The organism is Dyadobacter fanqingshengii, from assembly GCF_023822005.2.
GTDB lineage: Bacteria > Bacteroidota > Bacteroidia > Cytophagales > Spirosomataceae > Dyadobacter > Dyadobacter fanqingshengii.
This window is the reverse complement of record NZ_CP098806.1, coordinates 5824892-5848428: the sequence shown is the minus strand read 5'-3', so window position 1 is coordinate 5848428 and position 23537 is coordinate 5824892. Positions and strand designations below refer to the sequence as shown.

Annotated in this window: 21 protein-coding genes and 1 tRNA gene; 10 read left to right on the top strand and 12 right to left on the bottom strand. The window is 43.9% G+C overall.

The window, feature by feature from the left end; all coding sequences use genetic code 11:
• Positions 1-21 precede the first annotated feature (21 nt).
• Entirely contained in the window at positions 22-1896 is a 1875-nt protein-coding gene (locus NFI81_RS24570; RefSeq protein WP_234616130.1) for a CocE/NonD family hydrolase, read from the bottom strand.
• 133 nt (positions 1897-2029) lie between these two features.
• Between NFI81_RS24570 and NFI81_RS24565 the strand changes: the two genes are divergently transcribed.
• The 3 genes from NFI81_RS24565 to NFI81_RS24555 all read left to right on the top strand — a co-directional run bounded on the left by NFI81_RS24565 (position 2030) and on the right by NFI81_RS24555 (position 3827).
• Positions 2030-3136, top strand: coding sequence for an MBL fold metallo-hydrolase (locus NFI81_RS24565; RefSeq protein ID WP_234616129.1), 1107 nt, complete (start codon positions 2030-2032; stop codon positions 3134-3136).
• Between the two features lie 68 nt (positions 3137-3204).
• A complete protein-coding gene (locus NFI81_RS24560) occupies positions 3205-3387 on the top strand; it encodes a type II toxin-antitoxin system HicA family toxin (RefSeq protein ID WP_255717682.1) in 183 nt (60 codons plus the stop codon).
• An 11-nt stretch (positions 3388-3398) separates the two neighbouring features.
• Positions 3399-3827 carry a hypothetical protein gene (locus NFI81_RS24555; protein ID WP_234616128.1) on the top strand — a complete coding sequence of 143 codons (429 nt, stop codon included), beginning with the start codon at positions 3399-3401 and terminating at the stop codon, positions 3825-3827.
• Positions 3828-3948: 121 nt separating this feature from the next.
• Here the strand turns inward: NFI81_RS24555 and NFI81_RS24550 are convergent.
• Positions 3949-4020, bottom strand: a tRNA-Glu gene (locus NFI81_RS24550).
• A 259-nt stretch (positions 4021-4279) separates the two neighbouring features.
• On the opposite strand from NFI81_RS24550, the gene NFI81_RS24545 reads away from it, so the two are divergent.
• Positions 4280-6769, top strand: coding sequence for a M14 family zinc carboxypeptidase (locus NFI81_RS24545; protein WP_234616127.1), 2490 nt, complete (start codon positions 4280-4282; stop codon positions 6767-6769).
• Here the strand turns inward: NFI81_RS24545 and aroQ are convergent.
• On the bottom strand, positions 6766-7185 hold the full coding sequence (gene aroQ / locus NFI81_RS24540) for a type II 3-dehydroquinate dehydratase (protein ID WP_234616126.1): 420 nt from the start codon (positions 7183-7185) through the stop codon (positions 6766-6768). The genes NFI81_RS24545 and aroQ overlap by 4 nt on opposite strands.
• Positions 7186-7211: 26 nt before the next feature.
• Between aroQ and xerD the strand changes: the two genes are divergently transcribed.
• Positions 7212-8108, top strand: coding sequence for a site-specific tyrosine recombinase XerD (xerD, locus tag NFI81_RS24535; RefSeq protein ID WP_234616125.1), 897 nt, complete (start codon positions 7212-7214; stop codon positions 8106-8108).
• Here the strand turns inward: xerD and NFI81_RS24530 are convergent, their stop codons facing one another.
• Together NFI81_RS24530 and NFI81_RS24525 are read right to left on the bottom strand one after the other, a co-directional pair.
• Complete coding sequence (locus NFI81_RS24530) at positions 8109-8312, bottom strand: hypothetical protein (protein WP_234616124.1); 204 nt, start codon at positions 8310-8312, stop codon at positions 8109-8111.
• A 1-nt stretch (position 8313) separates the two neighbouring features.
• Positions 8314-8820 carry a SixA phosphatase family protein gene (locus NFI81_RS24525; protein ID WP_234616123.1) on the bottom strand — a complete coding sequence of 169 codons (507 nt, stop codon included), beginning with the start codon at positions 8818-8820 and terminating at the stop codon, positions 8314-8316.
• A 195-nt stretch (positions 8821-9015) separates the two neighbouring features.
• Between NFI81_RS24525 and sppA the strand changes: the two genes are divergently transcribed.
• Positions 9016-10782 carry a signal peptide peptidase SppA gene (gene sppA / locus NFI81_RS24520; protein ID WP_234616122.1) on the top strand — a complete coding sequence of 589 codons (1767 nt, stop codon included), beginning with the start codon at positions 9016-9018 and terminating at the stop codon, positions 10780-10782.
• A gap of 2 nt (positions 10783-10784) precedes the next feature.
• Here the strand turns inward: sppA and NFI81_RS24515 are convergent, their stop codons facing one another.
• The 4 genes from NFI81_RS24515 to metH all read right to left on the bottom strand — a co-directional run bounded on the left by NFI81_RS24515 (position 10785) and on the right by metH (position 17697).
• Entirely contained in the window at positions 10785-11708 is a 924-nt protein-coding gene (locus NFI81_RS24515) for a YihY/virulence factor BrkB family protein (protein ID WP_234616121.1), read from the bottom strand.
• Between the two features lie 85 nt (positions 11709-11793).
• Positions 11794-13032 (bottom strand): NupC/NupG family nucleoside CNT transporter, encoded by a 1239-nt coding sequence (locus NFI81_RS24510; RefSeq protein ID WP_234616120.1) that lies wholly within the window; start codon positions 13030-13032, stop codon positions 11794-11796.
• A gap of 93 nt (positions 13033-13125) precedes the next feature.
• The gene (locus NFI81_RS24505) at positions 13126-13671 is read right to left on the bottom strand and encodes a nuclear transport factor 2 family protein (RefSeq protein WP_234616119.1); all 546 of its coding nucleotides are present in this window, start codon (positions 13669-13671) and stop codon (positions 13126-13128) included.
• 201 nt (positions 13672-13872) lie between these two features.
• Positions 13873-17697, bottom strand: a complete 3825-nt coding sequence (gene metH / locus NFI81_RS24500) for a methionine synthase (RefSeq protein ID WP_234616118.1) — start codon at positions 17695-17697, stop codon at positions 13873-13875.
• 192 nt (positions 17698-17889) lie between these two features.
• Here metH and NFI81_RS24495 point away from each other — a divergent pair, with 192 nt between their 5' ends.
• The 4 genes from NFI81_RS24495 (at position 17890) to NFI81_RS24480 (ending at position 21724) form a co-directional block, all read left to right on the top strand.
• Entirely contained in the window at positions 17890-18366 is a 477-nt protein-coding gene (locus NFI81_RS24495) for an Lrp/AsnC family transcriptional regulator (RefSeq protein WP_082215697.1), read from the top strand.
• A gap of 275 nt (positions 18367-18641) precedes the next feature.
• Positions 18642-19256 carry an RNA polymerase sigma factor gene (locus NFI81_RS24490; RefSeq protein ID WP_234616117.1) on the top strand — a complete coding sequence of 205 codons (615 nt, stop codon included), beginning with the start codon at positions 18642-18644 and terminating at the stop codon, positions 19254-19256.
• The gene (locus NFI81_RS24485) at positions 19246-20718 is read left to right on the top strand and encodes a hypothetical protein (protein ID WP_234616116.1); all 1473 of its coding nucleotides are present in this window, start codon (positions 19246-19248) and stop codon (positions 20716-20718) included. The genes NFI81_RS24490 and NFI81_RS24485 overlap by 11 nt, the downstream gene beginning before the upstream one ends.
• A 94-nt stretch (positions 20719-20812) precedes the next feature.
• The gene (locus NFI81_RS24480) at positions 20813-21724 is read left to right on the top strand and encodes a Ppx/GppA phosphatase family protein (protein ID WP_234616115.1); all 912 of its coding nucleotides are present in this window, start codon (positions 20813-20815) and stop codon (positions 21722-21724) included.
• Between the two features lie 13 nt (positions 21725-21737).
• On the opposite strand, the gene NFI81_RS24475 is transcribed toward NFI81_RS24480, so the two are convergent.
• The 3 genes from NFI81_RS24475 to NFI81_RS24465 all read right to left on the bottom strand — a co-directional run bounded on the left by NFI81_RS24475 (position 21738) and on the right by NFI81_RS24465 (position 23522).
• The gene (locus NFI81_RS24475; RefSeq protein ID WP_234616114.1) at positions 21738-22100 is read right to left on the bottom strand and encodes a hypothetical protein; all 363 of its coding nucleotides are present in this window, start codon (positions 22098-22100) and stop codon (positions 21738-21740) included.
• A gap of 79 nt (positions 22101-22179) precedes the next feature.
• Positions 22180-22329, bottom strand: a complete 150-nt coding sequence (locus NFI81_RS24470; RefSeq protein WP_169719989.1) for a DUF5989 family protein — start codon at positions 22327-22329, stop codon at positions 22180-22182.
• Positions 22330-22400: 71 nt separating this feature from the next.
• Entirely contained in the window at positions 22401-23522 is a 1122-nt protein-coding gene (locus NFI81_RS24465; protein ID WP_234616113.1) for an SGNH/GDSL hydrolase family protein, read from the bottom strand.
• Positions 23523-23537 lie beyond the last annotated feature (15 nt).

Below are 23537 nucleotides of genomic sequence, written 5' to 3'. Positions count from 1 at the left end.
TTTAGGAACCAAAAACCGTTCCTATTTCAGGACGGGTAATGTTATGCTGCTGCTATGCTGTGAGTTGTGATGAATTGTAATTTTCGATTTCTGAAAATCCGCTTCACTGGCTTCAAATATATTGAGAAATTTCTGCGGATTCCGGTCAACCAATGGAAACCAGCTGCTCTGGATCTGCACCATTATGCGATGTCCCTTTTTGAATGTGTGCGCAGTTTCATTAAGTTTGACGGTCACTTTTTCGACTTTGTCTTTTGTAAATGGTTCAGGTTTTGAAAAGCTGTTCCGGAATTTCCCCCGCAGCACTTCTGCACGAACCATTTGCTGGTAACCGCCCATATCCACAGGCTTATCCCCTTCTTTTGCTCCCGGAACCGATGTGCCAGCAGGCCAGACATCAATCACTTTCACAATAAAATCCGCGTCAGAACCGGTTGTAGAAACCATTAAATTGGCAATGATTTCACCGGTCAATGTGACATCTGCCGCCAAAGAATCTGTTTGGAAACTCAGCACATCCGGCCTTTCGGAAGCAAACCGCTGATCCTCGGCCATATAAGCATTGTTCCTATGCCCACCCGTCACACTCGTGTAAGGAACCGGGTTTGCAGGATCGCTTTCGTAAGCTGTCTCACCTGATTTCAAAGTTGGCTTCTTTGTTGATAATGAACCTTTTGCACTCAAATAATAAGATATAGGCTGACTATTTTTAGGTGGCCAAACATCATAATTCTTCCATTGATTAGAGCCCGTTTCGTAAACCGTCACTTCCGACTGGTCAAAACTGCCTTTTCCTTTGAGATAAAAGTTGAAAAATTTCGTTTCGATCTCCTCCTGGAAATATTTGTTCAAATCGCCGCCAAAATGATATTGTGCAAATGACTTCCATTGCGGCGCAGCCCAGCCACCATGCGTCCACGGACCCATCACGAGGCGGTTATTGTTCCCTGGCGTTTGCTTTTCAATGGCCGCATAAGTTTTCAGTGCACCGTATAAATCCTCTGCATCAAACCACCCGCCAACGACCAGCACAGCAGGTTTTATATTTTTCAAATGCTTCTTAATGTTCCTGCTTTCCCAAAATTCATCGTAAACCGGATGCGCCACTGTCTGCCTCCAGATGCTGTTGGGATCAGAAAAATAAGCGTCCGTATTAGCCTTTTTCAAAGGGCCGAAGTCCAGGAAATATTTGTAAGCATCTTTGATTTCGGCTTTGAAAAACGGTTCATAATTTTCTCCATTGGCACTTTTCGGACCATCAAAACCACTGTAAAAGCCGAAATTATCCATCAGGAAAAATGCACCGTTATGATAACAATCGTCGCCGATAAACTCATCAGACATAGGCGCTTGCGGTGAAACGGCTTTCAATGCAGGGTGTGCATCGGGCAACGCCGCCGAAGAATAAAATCCTGGAAACGAAATACCGGATTGTCCTACATTACCATTGTTTTTGGTGTTTTTCAAAAGCCACTCAATCGTATCATAAGTGTCACTCGACTCATCGACATCCTTAATACCGGATTTCTTCTCAATCGCAGGCGTCATTTCCCTGAAATCCCCTTCGCTTTTATATCGACCACGGGCGTCCTGATAGACGAAAATGTACTTTTCACGCATCAGATATGCATTCGGACCGAGGCTGCGGCGATATTTATCTGCACCATACGGCCGTATCGAATACGGCGTCCGCTGCATGAGGATCGGGTAAGTTTGAGACGAATCCTTAGGGGAATAAATGGCGGTAAAAAGCTTTACCCCATCGCGCATCATAATGTATTGCTCCGTTTTAATGTAGTTTTCTCTGACCCAATTGGTGTCGGGTGCCACCGTGTTCTGAGCCTGACAAATGCAGGTCGAAAGCAGCAAAAAGAGCAATAGAAAGCGTTTATTCATGGCTGGTTGTTGGTGATTAAAATATATTGACCAAAAATACAGAAGAAAGTGTTTGTCAAACCTAAAACTTTTTACCTTCCCCAAAATTTGCCCTTTCCCGTTTTCAATGATCCGAATTCTTAAAAAATCCTTTATGATATTATTTATTTTGCTGGCCTTGCTAGTCATTGCTGGCTATATTTTTATGCAACAGCCGCAGTTTGGGCGGCAGCCTTCCGGCGCAAGATTGGAGTTAATCAAAAAATCGCTCAATTACAGGGACGAAAAATTTCAGAATGAAAGCTTTACGCCTGATTTAGCAGAGGGGTCCAGTTATTCGAAAGTGCTGATCAAATTCTTTTTTGGGAAAAGTAAATACAACACTCCGCCCGCAACAATCCCTTCGCAAAAGACCGATTTGCTGCATTTAGATCCGTCAGAAAATGTTCTGGTCTGGCTTGGACACTCTTCCTACTTCATGCAAATCGATGGAAAAACGTTCCTCGTCGACCCGGTTTTCAGCGGCAGCGCTTCTCCGGTGTATTTTACAACGCCCAGTTTCAAAGGAACGGATAGATATGCCGTCGAAGATTTCCCGGCCATTGATTACCTCATGATTTCACACGACCATTGGGACCATTTGGATTATCAGACCATTTTGAAACTGAAATCAAAAGTTAAAAAAGTGGTTACAGGCCTCGGAACCGGCGAACACTTCGAGTATTGGGGTTACAATCCAAAAATTATCATAGAAAAAGACTGGTATCAGGAAGCTGATCTGGGCGATGGGTTTAAAGTAAATGTTACGCCGGGCAGGCACTTTTCAGGGAGAGCATTAAGCAGAAACAAAGCGATTTGGGTCTCTTTTGCGCTGCAAACACCAACCATGAAAATCTTCATCGGCGGCGATTCGGGCTATGATAAGCATTTCAAGACAATTGGCGAAAAATTCGGTCCCTTCGACCTGGCACTCCTCGAATGCGGACAATACAATGAAGCCTGGAAATACATCCACATGATGCCCGAAGAAACCGTAACCGCCGCCCACGAGCTAAAAGCCACCAAGCTAATGCCCGTCCACTGGTCTAAATTCTCCCTCGCACTCCACGACTGGAACGAACCCATCCAAAGAGCCTCCATAGAAGCCAGAAAGCAAAACATGCCGTTAGTGACGCCTATGATCGGGCAGAAGGTTAATTTAAAGGGGGAGAATGTGTTTACGGAGTGGTGGAAGGAAGTGGCGCTGCAGGCGCAAATTTAAAACTGGTCTTGCAAATAAAGTAACATTTTTGTTACTTTGAAATTACTGACACACTATAATGATTCCTGATGACTTCAAGAGAAGCTCTCAAATTGCTTAAACACGACGGTTGGTATGAGAAAATGCAGAAAGGAAGTCATTTGCAATTGGTCCACCCTTTCAAAAGAGGCAAAATAACAATTCCAATGCACAGTGGGGATCTGAAACCAGCAACATTGCACAGCATATTAAGACAAGCTGGGCTGAAATAACAGAACGCTATATGAAAAGCAAGAAAAGTCTTGGCATGAACTCAAAAGCGATAGAAGATAGATCAATAATCAGGCTGATTGTGGAAGGTGAAGAGGGTTCTCTTTGGGGGAGAGTCGAGTACGAGGATAATTTGATTGTAGATGAGGCTGATTCTATTGAGCAGCTGCAGAAACAAATGAAACAACTGTTGTTAGATTTTCATGATCTCGATCCAAAAAGCTACGAGTTTTTCATTGAATATGACCTAACGGCTTTTTTCCTGGAATTTGATTTTTTGAAAATGACTAAAATTGCGGAGTTGTCAGGACTAAATGGAAGTCTGGTCAGGCAGTATGCAACAGGAAAAAAGCATCCTTCAGCAAAACAAGCCGAGAAAATTGAAAATGCCGTGAAGCAACTCGCACAACAGCTTTCTGATATTCATATTTATGCGCGCTGATTAGACTATTAATTCATTCGCAGTTCATCCTCGAGCCTTTCCAATTAATAAAACAACAAAAAAACCGCCTTAAAATAAGACGGTTTTTGTAGTTTCTGAAAGCGCATTCCGCGCGGTTATGTGACCCATAGGGGAATCGAACCCCTGTTTCAACCGTGAAAGGGTCGTGTCCTAACCGCTAGACGAATGGGCCGACTGGTCTCCTACTTCGCGCGTTTTTTAAGCACTTTCTTTCACTTTTCGTTTCCGTTTTCCGAAATCGTGGTGCAAAGATGCACGGTGCGTTTTTAAATTCCAAACTTCGGTCGGAAATAAAACGAAGTTATTTTACACCGTCCTGATTTCCAGAACATTCAAACCAAAACTTTTTTTATTCAACTTCCAATGCCATTAAATTGAGGTAACTTTCTAAATTTGGACTCGCTCGTTTTTATATTCATTTCCTTCATAATATGTTAAAACGTTTCTGCTGGTCATTGCTGTTGCTTTTTTCCCAATTCGCGGTTGCGCAAAATAAAACGCCGGATGAGTTCCTCGGTTTTCCGCTTGGTTCCAAATTCGCATTTCATCATCAAATCGTAGATTACATTAAGTTATTGCAATCGCAAAATACGGATCGCGTGAAACTGGTCCAATATGGCAGCAGCAATGAAGGGCGGCCGTTAATGGTGGCATTTATCTCTTCGGCTGAGAACATTGCTAATCTTGAAAAAATCCGAACAAACCATTTGAAAAGCATTAAGCTGCTTGACGGAAAACCGGACGCCGCAACGCCGCCGATCGTTTGGATGAGTTATAATGTGCATGGAAATGAGTCTGTGTCGGCGAATACGAGCATGAAAGTGGTTTATGAGTTGCTGAACAAGCAGAATGCATTAACGCAGGATTTCTTGAAAAATATGGTGGTTATGATCGATCCGTGTATCAATCCGGATGGCTATGACCGCTATTCGCAATGGTATAATCGGGTGCAGAATGCGACACCGGATGTTACGCCTTTTGGCCTGGAACATGACGAGCCTTGGCCGGGCGGACGATTTAACCATTATCTATTTGACCTAAATCGCGACTGGGCGTGGCAAACGCAAAAAGAAACAAAAGAGCGGATTGCGCTTTATAATCAATGGATGCCCCATTTCCACGCTGATTTTCACGAAATGGGCCACACCCGAAGTTACTATTTCCCTCCTGCCGCCAGACCTTTCCACAAAGATGTAACTGCCTGGCAGAGACAGTTTAATGATCTTATTGGAGAATACTGCCGCAAATATTTTGACAAGAACAACTGGGCCTATTTCACCAGATATAATTACGATCTTTTCTATCCCAGTTATGGCGACACCTGGCCGACGGTGAATGGCGCAATCGGTGTTACTTATGAGCAAGGCGGTGGCGGAAGGGCTGGGTTGGGCATTGAACGCAAAGACGAACATGATACGCTGACGCTTGTCAGCCGCATTTCACATCATTACGCAACGAGTTTGGCAACGCTTGAGGCAGTGCTTTCTCAGAAGGAACGCATTGTCTCTGAGTTTATTAAGTTTCACGACGATGCGGCCAATGCGCCTGCCGGATCTTTCAAAACATACATTGTAAAAGCGAAAGGAAACGAAGAACGTATTCGCTCATTTGGCGACTGGATGACCCGTCAGGGCTTTGTTTACGGCATAGCCGGCAAGTCTGCTTCTACAAAAGGAACGGAACTGACAACCTTGGACGAACAGGCCTTTAAAATCGAAAATAACGACTTATTAATCAGCGCTTATCAGCCAAAATCGAACCTGCTTAGGATTCTTTTTGAACCAAAACCTGTGCTGGAAGACTCTGTCACTTATGATGTTACGAGCTGGGGACTTGCCTATTTATATGGTTTGAAGGCTTATGGCTTAAAGGAAAAATTGGCTCCCGCAGCATATCAAGCCGAGAAAATTGAGAATCCGGTTCCTGCCACTTCACCTTACGCATATCTGGCACAATGGTCTGAGGTTGAGCATGCTGCGTTTCTTGCTGATTTGTTGAAAAATGGAGTTTTGGTAAAAAGCTCAAACATTCCTTTCGACATTAATAAAACAACTTTTGAAGCTGGAACATTGATTATTCCTAAAAAAGGAAATGAAAATCTGGCATTTGACAAACTGGTCACTTCGATTGCTACCAAACATTTCGTAAAACTGACACCCGTGCAAACGGGTTATGTCAGCAACGGCGCAGACTTCGGCAGCGATTACATTGTTTCATTAAAAGCCCCCAAAGTAGTGGCAGTAACGGGCGACGGCATAAGCCCGACCGCAATCGGCGCTGTATGGCATTATTTTGAGCAGCAAATCGGCTATCCGGTCACCCTGGTAAATGGCGCACGACTTTCAACATTGCCCTGGAATGAAATCGACGTACTAATCCTTCCTGACGGCAAATATGCTGACATCATCAATGAGAAACAGCTGGAAGCGCTGCAAAACTGGATCCGTAATGGTGGAAAACTAATCGCTATGGAGCGAGCCACGGACGCTTTCGTAGGCAAGCAAGGATTTAATCTGACCAAAAAATTCACCGACAAAAAGAAGGATTCAGATGCATTCAAGAAATACGGCGATCAGGAGCGGGAAGATGCAGGCGACTCTTCGCCGGGCAGCATGTTCCAGGTTACAATGGACACGACACACCCGCTTTCATTTGGCTGCGGAAAAGAATATTTCACGCTCGTTCGTGATGCCTATGAGGCGGATTATTTGAAAGACGGTTGGAATGTCGGTTACTTTACGGAAACGGGCTATAAAGCTGGTTTTGTAGGCAACAAAATGACTGGAAAGCTTAAAAACACATTGGTAATGGGCGTACAGGACATGGGCCGCGGCCACGTCGTTTACCTCATGGACGACCCCGTTTTCCGCTCCATGCTGTATAATGGCAAGATCCTGTTTAGTAACGCGGTGTTTCGTTAATTTTTGAATGAGTGAACCGCCAGTTCATAGCCACGGAGTCCCAACCCACAAATCATCCCCTTGCAACGCGAAGTAAGGTAACTGTGGTGACGAAAAGCTTCTCTTGCGTGGATGTTTGAAATGTGGACTTCTATGGCCGGTGTGGTTACTGCGGAAAGGGCGTCGGCAAGTGCGATGGACGTGTGCGTGTAACCGCCCGCATTGATCACAATGCCGTCGAATGTAAAACCGACTTCGTGGATTTTATCTATTAATGCTCCTTCGTGATTGGATTGGAAGTAATGCAGTTCTATGTCCGAAAAAAGACCTTTCAGCGTTTCGAAATAATCCTCAAATGATTGGTTACCGTAAACGCCGGGTTCGCGCTTGCCTAAAAGATTCAAGTTAGGGCCGTTCAGGATCAGGATCTTTTTCATTCAATAATCAGATTAACAGTTCTTCTATGTGGCAAAGCTACATCAAACATTTTAAAAATTATCTTCGCCTGGAACGCTCCTTATCGGGCAATTCGGTGGAAGCTTATGTAAGGGATGTTGAAAAACTGGAAGAATATTTAGAACTGGCAAAAATCGAATTGCCGCCTGCGAAGATTAATGAGGAACATTTATCAGCATTTCTAAAATATTTGTCTGAGCTTGGCCTCGCTGCACATTCCCAGGCGCGCATGCTTTCGGGCATAAAGGCCTTTTTTAAATATCTTTTGCTTGAAAACGAGATTACAGAGGACCCTACCGAACTTTTGGAATCCCCTCGCTTGCCAAGAAAACTGCCCGACGTGCTTTCCTACGAAGAAATCGAAACGATGCTTTCCGCTATCGACCATTCCACGCCGGAGGGAACGCGGAATCGGGCAATTATTGAAGTGCTGTACAGTTCAGGCTTACGCGTTTCGGAATTGACGGGCTTGCAGCTCACACACTGCTATTTCGACATTGGGTTTCTGCGGATCCTGGGAAAGGGAGATAAGGTAAGACTTGTCCCAATCGGCAAAGAAGCGATCAAATACACGCAAATTTATCTGGATCACGTACGAAATGAAATTGCCCCTGCTAAGGATGCTGAGGACATTGTTTTTCTCAACCGAAGAGGTGGCCAGCTGTCGCGCGTGATGATTTTTATAATGATTAAAGATATTGTGGAGAAAGCCGGGATTCATAAAAATGTGAGCCCGCACACTTTCCGGCATTCCTTTGCAACGCATTTAATTGAAGGCGGCGCCAGCTTGCGCGCAGTGCAGGAAATGCTAGGGCATGAGTCGATTACAACCACGGAAATCTACACGCACTTGGATCGCGATTATCTTCGTCAGGTTATTACCGAATTCCACCCGCGGGGTTGATTACTTGACCTCTTCCAATAATGAATCCAGCAAAAGGGAGTCGGCGTCCGGCGTAGCACCAGGCAATGCGCGGTTCAGTTGCTTGGGCTTGTTCCAGGGAGCCGTCGTGCGGCTCGACATGTCGTACGAAATGTAAGCAAACAGCGCGATGAACAGGATGGTCACAACGATAAATATGCTCTGGCTTTTGTTTGGTTTTTCCATTTTAATCAACGTCCCGCACTTGTTTGGGCGTTTTATATAAGGTCAGATTTCCTGTTTTGGCAGATATTTCCTCCCATTTGAAATTCTCAAATTCAATAATAGCAACGCTTCCTTTCTTCATGGAACCCAGACTCGTGCCGGAAATGTATTCGGCAAAATAGGTTATATCCGGATTATGCCCAAAAAGAGCAAGCACAGAAAATTCTTCGGACACTCCATTGATCGCATTCAAGTAAGCCTTTGGTCCGCCATCGTAGATTTCCCGCTTGGAAATCAATAAACCAACATTGACACCCAGCTTTTCCGCGGTAATAACCGCTGTTTTATAAGCTCGTGAAGCCGGGCTTGTAATAAAAATATCGGGTCTCACATTGGTTTCGGCCAGCCACTCGCCCATCACGGCAGCCTCTCCCAACCCCTTGCTGTTTAGATTTCTGTCGAAATCCTTAGTCAGTAAAGTTTGATCCTCCGCAGTTGCGTGGCGGACGAGAATAAGGGTTTTCTTCATTTTTTATTTTTTCTCAAAAATACAGATTCCCCGCATTTATACACTTGGAGGGCCGATGAAAAATCAGCCGGATTTTTTTGCCACTTACCTCCCGCAAACAACCTTTCGACATTAATTATTCTACAATCCGCGACAATTAATCCGTATTTTTGTTTCTTACGTACCTATGAAATAAAACCCATTATACAGCATACCATGTTACAATTTCTTAAATATGTCCTGGCCACTTTCGTCGGCATAATCATATTCCTCTTCGTTTCAATGTTTATTCTTGTCGGCATCGGATCCATGTTTTCGTCCGAAGATGAGGTTGTAATTGAAGACAAATCAGTGCTCAAACTGGACCTTAACAAGCCAATCCAGGAAGTGGGTGTTGAAAATCCTTTTGCTGAAATAGGCGGGCCATTTGGTGGTGACGAAAACGCGGTTGGATTAAAGGACATTATTGAAGCGCTGAAAATTGCGCAGCAAGATGATAACATTAAAGGAATTTATCTTAAAACAGAGGGTCCGGAAGCAGGATGGGCCACTTTGGAAGAAATCCGGAACCAGCTTCTTGAATTCAAAAAATCGAAAAAATTCATCGTCACTTACGGCGAATCTTACTCAGAAAAAGGCTATTACATTGCTTCATTAGCCGACAAAATTTACCTTAACCCGGCCGGCGGCATGGAATGGAACGGGCTCTCAGCCGAGTATAGTTTCTTCAAAGGCACATTTGATAAACTGGAAATCAAACCATTGGTTTTCCGCGTAGGTGAATTCAAAAGTGCTATTGAAATGTTCTCGCGCCAGGATATGAGTGAGGCGAGCAAAAAACAGTCGTCTGAGCTTATTGGCGCTATCAATGGTAATTTCCTCAAAAACATTTCTGCTTCCCGTAACATTCCCGTTGCGGAGTTGAAAGGACTTGCTGATTCTCTTGCAGTTGACAATCCAAAATCAGCATTGCAGTACAAATTCATCACGGACCTTGGTTACCAGGACGAGTTAGAGGCCTATCTGAAAAGAAACCTGAAAGTTGAAGAGAAAAAGAAGATTGCTTATGTGGGTGTTGACAAATATCTGAAAGGTGGAAAAAGATCCGAAGATGGTGATTTCAATAAAAGAATCGGTGTTTTGGTGGCTGAGGGAGAAATCACAAGCGGTGAAGGCGGCGATGGAAATATTGGTTCCGAGAAGTTCGTAAAAGAACTGAAAGAAATTCGTGAGAATGACAAAATTAAAGCCATCGTGATCCGCATTAACTCCCCGGGCGGAAGTGCGCTGGCATCTGATGTAATGTGGCGTGAAATTCAGCTTACTGCTAAAAAGAAGCCTGTTATCGCTTCTATGTCTGATGTTGCGGCTTCTGGCGGTTATTACATGGCCATGGGTTGTGACAAAATTGTTGCACAGCCAAACACCATTACAGGCTCTATCGGCATTTTCGGCCTGATATTTAATGTTACAGATTTTATGAACAACAAGCTTGGGATCACATTTGACGGCGTAGGCACAAGCCCGCATGCTGACTGGCCTACGGCAACCCGCGATATGACGGAATTTGAAAAATCAATGATCCAGAAGAGTGTAAATGAAGGTTATGAAACATTCACCAAAAAAGCGGCTGCCGGCAGGAAAATGTCGGTTGAAAAACTGAAAAGCCTTGCGCAAGGTCGCGTTTGGTCTGGTGTTGAAGCCAAGGAAAATGGGCTTGTTGATGTTCTGGGCGGTGTTGATGATGCCATTAAGATAGCCGCAAAGGCTGCCAAGCTTAATGAGGGAGATTACAGAGTTCGCTATTATCCTGAGAAGAAAAAGCCTTTTGATGAATTTGTTACCAAAATAATGGGTGATAACGAAGAAAAAGCGACGACCAAAGCACTCGGTGATCTTGCTCCCTACGTTAAGATGTACAAGAAGCTTACCAATATGGGCGGCATGCAAACCAGAATGCCATTTGAACTGGTGATTCGCTAATCTTAATCCACAATCAGCTTACCCGTTTCTTCATCGATCTCTTTTCTGACGACCAGCACGGCGTGCTTGTTGGGAGCAATGCCGATGCCGTCTTGCTTAGCATAGACTTTGGTAAATTCAGCCCCAAAATAGAGAATGATGGAGGAATAATAAATCCAGGTCAGTAAAATGACGATGGATGCCGACGTGCCATATGCGGCTCCAAGATCCGACTGGCCCAAATAAAAACTGATTACGAATTTACCAATAAGGAATAAAATCGCAGTAAAAGCAGCTCCAACCATACATTCCTTCCAACGCAGGTCGCCGTCAGGCAGCACCTTGAATATGACTGTGAAAAGTGCTGTTATGATTGTAAGAACAAGCGCAAGGTTAATAACATAGAAAATCACGACGGACGCTTCCGAAAAATACCGGTTCAACTGGTTGCTAAGCACATCAACGAGCGCACTTGCGCCCAAAGACACAACCAGCAGGAACCCTAACGTCAGAATAAGGGAAAAGGACGTAAGCCTATTTTTAAGATATTGCAGCCAGCCTTTTTTTGGTTTTGATTTGATAGACCATATATAATTGATCGAATCCTGCATTTCAGCAAAAACCCCTGTTGCGCCAATCAATAATGTTCCAATTCCGATCGCGGCGGCAATACCCGACTTGTTCGAAAGCTCTGCATTTTTCAGAATTTCCTGCAATTGAAGTGCTGCATTAGCGCCTACCAGTCCTCTGATTTGCCCAAACAATTCTCCCTGAATGGCATCTTTACCAAAAAAAATGCTGAAAATCGAGATGATGACCAGCAGCATTGGGGCTAACGAAAATATGGTGTAATATGATAAAGCCGCGCTCAGTTTCAGCCCATTATCATTCATAAACTCATTAAAACTTTCCTTAATGATAGAGAAATACAGCTTTACGTTTTTCATACTTGTGTTATCTAACAATTCCTATGTGTGACGACATAAGTGGTTAGACACAAATATCCATGCCAAAGCAAGGCTATTTGAAGCATTACAGCAGTAATCCGGCGAGCGTTGCAGACATGTAAGATGCCAATGTTCCGCAAATGAGCGCTTTAAAACCCAGCCGCGCCAAGTCAGCGCGCCGCGAAGGAGCGAGCTCACCGATGCCTCCAACCTGGATGGCTATGGAGCTGAAATTGGCAAAACCGCAAAGGGCAAAACTGGTGATGACGATCGTCTTATGGTCGAGCGTGTCCTTCATTTTTACGAGATCCAGATAAGCCACGAATTCATTGATAACCATTTTAGTCCCCATCAAGGAGCCAGCGGCTTCTATATCCTTACCCGGAACGCCCATTGCCCAGGCGAAAACTGAAAACACTTTTCCCAAAAGAAAATTAAAACTCAATTGCGGGAATGCAAACAGGCCACCGATTAAACCAAGCAAATAATCCAGCAGCGCAACCAATGCTATAAAGCCGATTAGCATCGCAATTACATTAAAGCCAACTTTCAATCCCTCGCTTGCACCCGCTGCAATTGCATCCAGTAGATTTGCGTGCGTTTTCTGAATTTCGAGCTTAACAACGCCTTTCGTGCTGGAATGTTCAGTTTCCGGAAAAACGATTTTTGAAATCACCAATGCGCCCGGCGCTGCCATTAAGCTTGCAGCAATAAGATAAGGCGCCGGAACGCCCAGCGAAATGTAAACCGCCATAACCCCTCCGGCTATACATGCAAAACTCCCTGTCATGGAAGCCATTAACTCGGAGTTAGTCATATTTTTGAGATAAGGCTTGATCATGATCTGCGCCTCAACCTGACCCACGAATGTACTCGCCACATTCGAAAGTGCTTCCGCGCCGCTCACACCCATAAGCCAATAAACTCCGCGGGCAATAATGGATACAACCCGCTGCATAATGCCCAAATGGTAGAGCATATTCACCAAGACGGCGACAAAAATGATCGTAGGAATTACTTTAAAGAAAAATACGAAATCGTTACCGGGACCAAATGCGCGTTGCATTAAGTCGGGCCTTACCAATGTCCCGAACACGAAATCCGCGCCCCGATCGGAAAAGGAAAGTAATTTCTGAACTTTATCGCCTAACCATTGAAAAATGGCTTGACCAGTTTCTGTGCGAAGAATGAAAACAGCCAGACCAAATTGAAGTGCCAACCCCACGCCTACTGTCCGGTAATTGATAGCCTTTCTGTTATTCGACATCGCAAAGGCGATGCCCAGGATCAATATAATACCCAGTAGTCCCGTAAATCTTTCCATAAATTGTTAAGTCGCCCTTTGCCAAAAGGTGCAAAATAACAACAAATTAATTGGAAGCGACGAATTGAATAAAATATAGAGAAGCGACGGGAATTATTTAACTGCAATGGCAGATCCAACGGACATAGCCAGCTCATCGGAATGGCGGTGTACGATTTTCCATTGATTGTTTTCGAGACGCAAAACGAGGGTGACATGGAGATCCAGGCTTTGGCCGTTGGCAAGCACATAATGTTCTTTTTGAAGCACATATCCCTGCTCAGGACCCGCATGACTTGCAATTTTTTCGAGGCTGTAACTCTTTTTGCGGACGATTTTTTTATTAAAATCATCTATGCTTTTTTCCACGTCCAGCCAGCCTTTGGATTCCTGACTATTAAGGCCGCAAAAATTGGTAACATCTTCTGAACGAGACCAAAGCGATTTGAATGTCGAAGCATTTCCCTGCGCAAATTCCCGATTTCCCTGCTGCATTTTCAACACCGTTTCTTCAAATGTGGACGATGGTAAAGAAACATTGGAAACCAATTTTTTGGTGTCTGCATCAGAAGGTAAAACGGCCTCGCGTGATTTCGATCTGTATTTGAATGACGATGCGAGGAGGATGAGTAGGATAAATACTGAAATATTTCTTTTCATGGCTAATAAACTTTAATTCTTACTTAGAATCGTAATACAAATATTCAATGTAAAAAATTAATAAAATAGCGTAGTACTACCTGTTTACAGCACATTACACCAGCATATTACGTGTTTTAGCAAATAAAAGTATATGAATAGTCATAAAAAATGGGAGAACCGGTTGCCCAGTTCTCCCAATGAACCTTAAATATTACTATTCTAATAACCTAAAACAGGTGACAACCACCTTTCGATTTCTTCCAAAGGCATGTCTTTTCTCCTCGCATAATCTTCAACTTGATCCTTAAATATCTTACCCACAGGGAAATAGCGACTGTCAGGATGCGAGAAATACCAGCCACTTACACTGCTCGCAGGATACATTGCATAACTTTCTGTCAATGTGATTCCCAGCTGCTCCGCTTCAAGCAAATCAAACAACATACGCTTCTCGGTATGGTCAGGACAGGCCGGATATCCCGGCGCAGGGCGGATGCCCACATAGCTCTCCTTAATGAGGTCTTCGTTGCTGAATGTTTCGTTTTTGGCATAACCCCAAATTTCCTTACGAACACGCTCGTGCATTAGCTCAGCCAATGCTTCAACCAGGCGATCCGCCAGCGCTTTTACCATGATGCTGTTGTAGTCATCATGGTCCTTTTCATATTTATCCAAAAGCGCTTCGATTCCGATGCCCGCTGTGACCGCAAATCCGCCAAGGTAGTCCGTTTGGCCAGTTTCCAATGGTGCTACAAAGTCTGACAAACAATAATTAGCCAAATTGGAAGCTTTTTGGCTTTGTTGGCGCAAATGATGCAAAACGGCAGCGGTATCAGCAACCAGTTCGCCAGCATTCAGATTTTCCGTTGCGTACTGGCTGATCTTGTATTCGATATGCTGGTGCGAGCCATGTCTTTCGCAAGGCACTTCGCGGGTTTCCTCCTGGAAGTGATGCAAAACAATGTCGTCCTGAATTGAATTCGCAGGCCAGAAACCGATTACAGCTTTGGCTTTCAATGTTTTATCCCGGATAATTTCACCTAGAAGAACGGCTGCATCTTCATACAGTTTGATTGCTTCTGGCCCAACTACTTTGTCTTCAAAGATTTTTGGAAACTTCCCGTGCAATTGCCAGGTTTGAAAAAATGGGGTCCAGTCGATGTATTTCGCAATATCGGCGAGGTCGTAATCGTCGTAAACCCTTGTTCCTAAAAACTGCGGCTTGGTTGCATTGAAGTTTGTCCAATCAATTTTTGCCTTATTTTCTCGCGCCTTGCCAATGGCGACGTGTGCTTTTTCTCCACCTCTTTTCGCATGATCATCGCGGAGCTTTGCATACTCAGCCTTAATATCCGACAACACATCTGCCTGACTTTGTTCGTTTTGAATAAGCTTCCCAGCCACCGGCACAGATCTGGAAGCATCCAAAACGTGGATTACAGCACCTGAATAATTCGGATCAATTTTAACCGCCGTGTGTATACGCGAAGTGGTTGCGCCTCCGATCAAGAGCGGCATTTTAAAATTTCTGCGCTCCATTTCTTTTGCAACACCAACCATTTCATCCAGTGACGGTGTGATCAGTCCCGAAAGACCGATAATGTCCACATTGTGCTCGATAGCGGCGGCCAGGATTTTATCAGTTGGCACCATTACACCGAGATCGATGATTTCGTAATTGTTACAGCCAAGCACTACGCCGACAATATTTTTACCAATGTCGTGCACATCGCCTTTTACCGTTGCAAGCAAGATTTTCCCGGCTGAATTGTTGCCTTCGCTCTTCTCAGCCTCAATGTAAGGCTGCAAGTAAGCAACGGCCTTTTTCATTACCCGCGCAGATTTCACAACCTGTGGCAGAAACATTTTACCTTCTCCAAAAAGATCACCGACAATGCTCATTCCGTCCATCAAAGGGCCCTCAATCACCTCCAATGGCCTTGTAAATAAATGCCTGCATTCCTCTGTGTCTTCATCAATATAATCCGAAATCCCTTTAACCAGGGAATGCGATATGCGCTCCTTAACCGGCAATTGTCTCCAAGAAAGATCAGGGCCGCTTTGCGTTTTCCCTTTGTCTTTTACGGTTTCAGCGTACGTTACCAGGCGTTCCGTTGAATCGGCGCGACGATTCAGCAGCACATCTTCAACCAGTTCCAGCACATCTTTCGGAATTTCATCATAAATGCCAATTTGCGCAGCATTCACAATGCCCATATCCATTCCCGCACGAATTGCGTGGTATAAAAATGCAGTATGAATCGCTTCACGAACAGGTTCATTCCCCCTGAAACTGAAAGAAACATTGGAAACACCGCCGGAAACTTTGGCATGCGGCAGGTTTTCCTTGATCCAGCGCACCGCATTGATAAAGTCAACCGCGTAGTTATTGTGCTCTTCCATTCCGGTCGCAACCGTCAGGATGTTTGGGTCAAAAATGATGTCTTCTGCCGGAAAGCCAACTTCCTCTGTCAGGATGCGGTAAGCTCTGGAACAAATTTCAATGCGTCGTTCCAGATTATCCGCCTGTCCTTTTTCGTCAAATGCCATCACAACCGCAGCCGCTCCGTAGCGCAACACAGTTCTAGCCGAGTCCTTAAACTTTTCTTCGCCCTCTTTCAAAGAAATGGAGTTCACGATCGACTTACCCTGCACACATTTAAGCCCTGACTCGATCACTTCCCATTTGGAAGAGTCGATCATTAACGGCACTTTGGAAATGTCTGGTTCGGAAACTATAAGATTCACAAAGGTTTTCATGGCCTCCACGCCATCGATCATCCCTTCATCCAGGTTAATATCGATCACTTGCGCGCCGCTTTCAACCTGTTCGCGGGCAATGGCAAGCGCTTCATCATACTTCCCTTCACGAACAAGTCTGGCAAATTTCTTTGAGCCGGTTACATTACAACGCTCCCCAATGTTCACAAAATTGCTCAGCTGATTGATCTTAACCGGCTCTAAACCAGACAACTTCATCACCGTTTCATTGGATGGCAGCTCCCTCGGGCTATATTTTACTGCCAGATCCGCGATGACACGAATGTGATCGGGCGTCGTTCCACAGCAACCGCCGATGATATTGACCAGATTATCCCTCAAAAACCCGTCAATAACTTCGCCCATTTGCTCGGGTGACTCGTCATATTCGCCCATTTCGTTCGGTAACCCTGCATTTGGGTGCGCCGATGTGAAAAACGGAGCTTCTTTTGCTAAAATCTGCACATAAGGCCGCATTAAATCCGCTCCTAATGCACAGTTCAAGCCCACAGATAATAGTGGTAAATGCGAAACAGAAGTCAAAAAAGCTTCCGTAGTCTGGCCCGATAATGTTCTTCCGGATGCATCTGTAATCGTTCCTGAGATCATGATCGGCAATGATTCGCCGGGATTATTTCTCCACGAATCCAGTCGTTCCACCTTACCATTTTTGGCATCAACAAAAAATTGATCTATTGCAAAAAGCGCTGCTTTTGCATTCAATGTATCAAATATGGTTTCCACTAACAATACGTCGCAACCTCCGTCGGTTAAACCCTTAATCTGCTCATAATAGGCTTCAACAAGCTGATCAAAGCTGATAGCGCGGTAACCAGGGTTATTTACGTCTGGTGAAAGTGACGCGGTGCGGTTTGTAGGTCCAATGGAACCTGCTACGAAACGCGGCTTATCGGGATCTTTTTCTGTGAATTCATCCGCAACTTCTCTCGCAAGTCGGGCAGACTCGAAGTTCAACTCGTAAACCAGCTCTTCCATGCCATAATCGGCCATGGCAATGGTGGTTCCAGAAAATGTGTTGGTTTCCGCAATGTCCGCTCCGGCTTCGAAATAAGCCGCATGAATGGCCTTTATAATGTCTGGGCGAGTCAGCGAAAGCAGGTCGTTATTCCCTTTTACATCGCGTGGCCAGTCGGCAAAACGGTCGCCTCTGTAATCATGATCCTCCAATTTATATCGCTGGATCATCGTGCCCATAGCGCCGTCAAGTACCAGAATACGATTTTTCAGGATCTCACGAATATCTGCTTTTTGCGTTGCTACCATTATGTTGTATTTGTATTAACTGAATAATTTATGCGTAAGCGTTCCAATGTCAACCGGAAAGCAAATTTAGCTTAATAGATGTTTTGTTCAATAAATTCAAAAAATTTAGACTAATAGTCTACCAAAATTCGAATGCCTAAATTATTTATCTATATTCGACCCAATGAAAAAGTGAATAAAGATATTCTATCTATGTATAATCCCGACGAAACGGATGCTAAAATCCTGCATTATCTGCAACAGGATGCTACCTTGAAAACAAGGGAATTATCAGAAAAGTTAAATCTATCCTATACGCCTGTGTATGAGCGGGTAAGAAGGCTGGAAAAAGAAGGGATCATTAAAAAATATGTGGCGCTTGTGGATCGTGAAAAGGTTGGCAAGAAGCTCATGGCGTTCTGCAACATTGCTTTGAAAGAACATTCCAAATCAATGGGTGAAAAATTTGTGAAGGCCGTTGTGGCCATGCCAGAGGTGATGGAATGCTTCAACATTTCCGGAGATTATGATTTTTTGTTAAAAGTTGTAGTCGACGATATGTCTCAGTATCAGCAGTTTTTAATGCAAAAGCTTGGCTCGCTGGAAAATATCGGCAGCACACATAGCTTATTTGTGATGGGGGAAATCAAAAATTCTTCTGCGTTGGAGATGCACGTTCAGAAAAAATAAATACGGCTCCGGAAATTCCAGGCCGTATTCCAACTCACCCCTAACAAAAATTTTAAATGTCTTTGAATGTGCCGCATTCCTTTTATCATGTACGCCTATCACAAAGCCGCTGTTGCAAAACTGCCCACATTTTTGTCCCGAAAATAGCGTTTAACGTTTTTTAAGATTGATTTTGAACGACTTGAAAATTTAATCCTCCATGTTTGCAACAGAATTATGGCAATATCCGTAATCCTTATTAAGCAATCAATCCCTGACAAACTGATCCTCTAACTTTGCTCTTCGGACGAAAAATATCTTTTAACGAGAACGACTTTGATACAGTCGTTGCTGCGTGCATTGCTGGCAATAATCAGGCGCAGAGACATCTTTACAAACAGTTTTTCGGCTATTCGAAAAGTATTTGCTTGCGCTACACATCAACAACCGAAGAGGCGGAGGAAGTTTTGAACGAGGGTTTTTTGAAGGTTTTTAATAACTTAGGTAAATACGATTCCAATCACCCGTTCAAGGCGTGGTTGAGGACGATCATGGTGAACACGGCCATCAGTTATTATCGCAAGCATAAAAAACACAGCGAGGATGTGATTGCCCTGGAAGACGCTCCTTATCCCAAATTTGAAGAAGATATAATCGGCCAGATCACAGCAGACGAGATTCTGCAACTGATCCAAAAAATCAAGCCGGTTTATAAAAATGTGTTTTTACTATACGTAGTCGATGGCTATAACCATCGCGAAATAGCGGATTTGCTGCAAATCAACGAGGCCACCGTTCGCTCACATTATGTTCGTGCGAGGGCGCGTTTGCAGCATTTGATCAAACAATATTACCCAAATCTCTTCCCAAGTGATTGGGCCGTAAAGTCATTCAGAGGAAATGAAAACTAATAAATTTGAGGATACTATACGTCGGAAATTAGAAAGTATTGAACCTGACTTTCAGGAGAAGGACTGGGCTAAAATGCAAGATTATATGCAATCCCAAAGTCCTCCGAGTTTCTGGCAACAACACAGTTCATGGATCGGGTATGCCGCCGCAGCTTCGGTTTCGACGGTTATGGCGTTTATGTATGTGAGCCAGCGCACGCAAAATAATCACCTTACCGCTGATGTAAAGAAACTGCAACATCAGATAGAGGCTATCAAAAATACGCCAGCGCTTGCTCAGAAATCCGATACAGTATATCTGATCAAAAAAGGTGACGGTTCTGGTGAATTGGTGGCACTTTCAGAAACGGATAATTCAGAGGCTGATAGTCATGTTGAAGTTACTTCGAACAGTGCAATAGCAAGTCGGAAGATCTTTGTAAATGAAGATGCAACCGAATCAGCCGTTGATAAACCTGGTGATAATCAACTTAATAAACCAAGTACAAGCGCGTTCAATAAAAGTGAACAGCTTGCTAAGAATAGCTCTCAACCGGTCTCAACTACTATCGTTCCACCTTTTACGGTTGATGGCGACGGTTCGGGTATTGCGGTTAACAATGATGATTTTGGCCAGAATACTGCTGGCGCGGAACGGTTTGCGATGCCTTCGAACATTGAGCTGAATTTCCAGCAACCCGTTGACATTCATAACAGCAGTTTTGGTGTGAACAAGATGAAATATAATCTTGCCAACCGCATTTCCAAACGTCAGTATCAGCAAGCATTGCTGGCTTCCAACATTCAAAAATCGGCGTCACCAGTATCCGGAAAGAAAACCGAGCAGGTTGCGCAAGCAGAAACTGTTATCCCGAAATTAAATCTGAAAGTGCCTTATCGTTTCGGTGTGGGCATTGCTACGGACGGCGTTGGCAGGACTAAAAGCATAACGGGAGAAGTTTTAATTGCGAAAAAGTTCTCTATTTCAGCAGGAATAAGCTGGCTGAAAGTGAAGCCGATGGAATTCTTTAATGAGAAATTGTTCAGAGAGAAAAATCGCCGGGATTTCAAAGGAACGCATCCGGGCGAGGTGCCGCTTGCATTTCAGGTTTATAACATTAAGGTAGACCCAACAGTTGTTCAAATCCCATTAACCGTTGCATTCCGCAACAACATTAAAGACAATTGGGCCTATTATGCGGGCGCAAGCACGAATATTACGGTTTCTGCAAAAGAGAAAATTTCCTTTGATTGCAAAGCCCCGAACTATGAATATTTTAGCCAGCGTTTCGAAGCGAAAGCGGATGTGCCGGTGATCAACTCGGTTAATTTTTCAATGGGCCTGGAAAAAACCTGGTATCCGATTGTAGTTCAGGCGGAGGGATATTTGTACACTTACTTCAATCAGCTCACACCGCTAAGCCAGTCAGCCGGACCCGGCGTCAAAGTTAAGCTGATGTATCAGATAGGAGGAAAAATGTAAATAGCCAGTCTCAACTTTCAGGAATAATAAATAGAATGTTGTTCCTGAAAGTTCTATTTTTGACTTTTATTTACTCCCCTACCTGACATAGCTTTTGAAATTCGCTGCAATAGATATTGGATCCAATGGTGCCCGCATGCAAATATCTTCGGTACTGCATGACGAGGGAATTTCCCGTTTTAAGAAAGTTGAATATGTACGTTTTCCATTAAGGCTTGGTCATGACGTTTTCACAGAAGGCCGCATAAGCCCCAATAGCGAAGACCGGATGATGAAGCTGATGCTTGCCTATCAATTGTTGATGGAGCTTCATGAGGTGGACGATTACATGGCTTGCTCAACCTCAGCCATGCGCGAAGCTGACAATGGTTATGAGGTTCGAGAGCACATTCAGCAGCGCACCGGCATTCACATTCAGATCATTGACGGCCAAAAAGAAGCGGAACTTGTTAATAATGTTGTTGTTAAATCGCTGAGTGATGGTCAATACATTCACATTGATGTGGGCGGCGGCAGTACGGAGTTGAATGTATATAAAGACAGGCAAAAAATTGCTGCTAAATCGTTCAAACTAGGTTCAGTAAGGCTTCTGGAAGGAAAGGAATCCAAAAATTCCTGGCTGAAAATTAAAGAATGGATCAATCAATATGTGGATTATTCTTTGCCCATTGAAGCCGTAGGGACAGGCGGTAACATTAACAAGCTCTTCGATCTGTCCTCCAAATTATCCGAAAGCTCCACCAGTCTGGACGAGATTGAAAGAATGCGCGACTACATTGCTTCTTTTACACTGGAAGAACGAATTAATAAACTACAACTAAACCCTGACCGCGCGGATGTTATTGTTCCTGCTGGCGACATTTACACTTCTGCCATGAAATGGGCAGGCGCCAGCGTGATCCACGTGCCTGATGTAGGTTTGAAAGATGGCATGCTGCAATTATTATATGATCGGGCTTGCCGCAAAAAAAAGCCCGAGGTTAAACCCGGGCCTCTATCAGCGTAATATTATTTCCAGGTTACCAGACCTGTTCAAGATCCTTTGCTGAATACTTGTGATTTCTTTCAACAAAAACGGAGTCTTTCGCTTCGCGTTTCAATGCTAATGGATTTTTCTTTCCCAATTTTGCCAGGGCTGCAACCGGGAAAAGAATCACGAAAAACACAAATGACAAAAGGATTCTTCCGTTTATAGCACCCAAAATCTCCGCAATCTTATACCAGCCTTTTACGATCAGGTCTCCGGCCGCGGGAATAGCAATGCTCACCACGCCGACAGCCGCAGCTGCAATCAGGAAATATTGCGATTTGAAAATAAAGTAAAGAACTACTAAGCCGGTAACGATGACCAACTGCGCTTTGGCCTTATCTGATTCACTCATTTTTATATGGGGGATAATTTAAATGCAGTGGCTATGAAAACCACTGCATTAATTTAAAAAGTCTAATCGATCGGATGAATTAGAATAAGGTGTAAATGAACGGCGCGACCGCGGAACCTCCACCGATAACAATCAGAACACCGATAAGTAGTAAAACGACAATCACAGGAGCCAACCACCATTTCTTACGCTCCTTCATAAAGGCAAACAAGTCTGTCAAAAAATCCATTTCTTTTCTGTTTTTATTTCAAAGATAAATATTTCAATATTTTTTAATACAATATTCTAATTATATTATTGTTAAGGCTTCTTCATAGCTTCCGTAAGCCGGTCAGCAATGAGTTTGTTTAATGTTGCGCTGCCGTGCCCGTCGTTTTTTCCAACAACCCGTTCTTTTTCCGGGATCTTCAAAACACCGTCATTAATACCCACAACCGTTACGCCTTTTGACCGCAGATAATCTTCAACAGGCTTGGTATAACCTGCACTTTTGTCAACCTGAAAAAGAAAAGGAATGAAAACAGCGTACATTTTAGCGCCTGTGCTGTCCCTGTAATCGATCATCTTTGAAAGATCTCTCAGGTGCGCATTCAGGACGGTCGTGTCCGTGTAGGCAGTTTGCACAAATTTCTCGAATGTGCTGAAACCTGTGTGAGGCAATTGCCAGTAAATGAAGTTGGGCAGATAAAAACGCTTTACCAATGTTGCCATCGGACCTTTCAAGTCGGCGTAAGGCTCTGCTCCTGAAAGGGAAAGTCCTTTTTCGCGACCGACTTTCTCTATATCGTTGGGGAAATATTCGAGCACAATGACGTCGGGCTTAACCGGAAACGATGCGAGCCTTTTTGCCTCGTCCCGCGTATCTGCGCCGGACATTCCGAGGTTGTAAACAACGTGTTTATCGGCGCCTAATGATGCTTCCAATTGATTCGAAAACCGTTCATTCACATCCTTCAAACCGTGACCGGCAGCAAATGAATCACCAATGACCAGGATCTGCTTTTTGCCAGGCTCCTTTGTAATTTCCTTATCGTGATAACCCAGCGAATTAATGGGCTTCCAGTATTTTTCCCACCAAATCTGCGAAGCTTTGGAAAGCACGCCCTCGTGGCTCTGAGGAATATACATGAAAATAATTTCGAGGAAAATAAGCGTTACAATAAGCGGAACTGTGATTGTAACAATGTTGGCCAAAACCCCTTTCGCTTTACTTTTTACAACGCCGTAATAGAAAATCCTGAGTATTTCAATGATAAACAAAAACCAGAATGCAAATTTCGCAAGCCGAACATACCAGCTGTCTGCCTGCGGGAATCCTGGATATTCAAATTTGATCTCGAACTTATCGGGATAGAACAGGAAAATGAATAATAAGCCGAGAAATAAAATGCGGATTACGCTTGTAACTATTTTAGAGGTCATTTGTGTATGTTACTG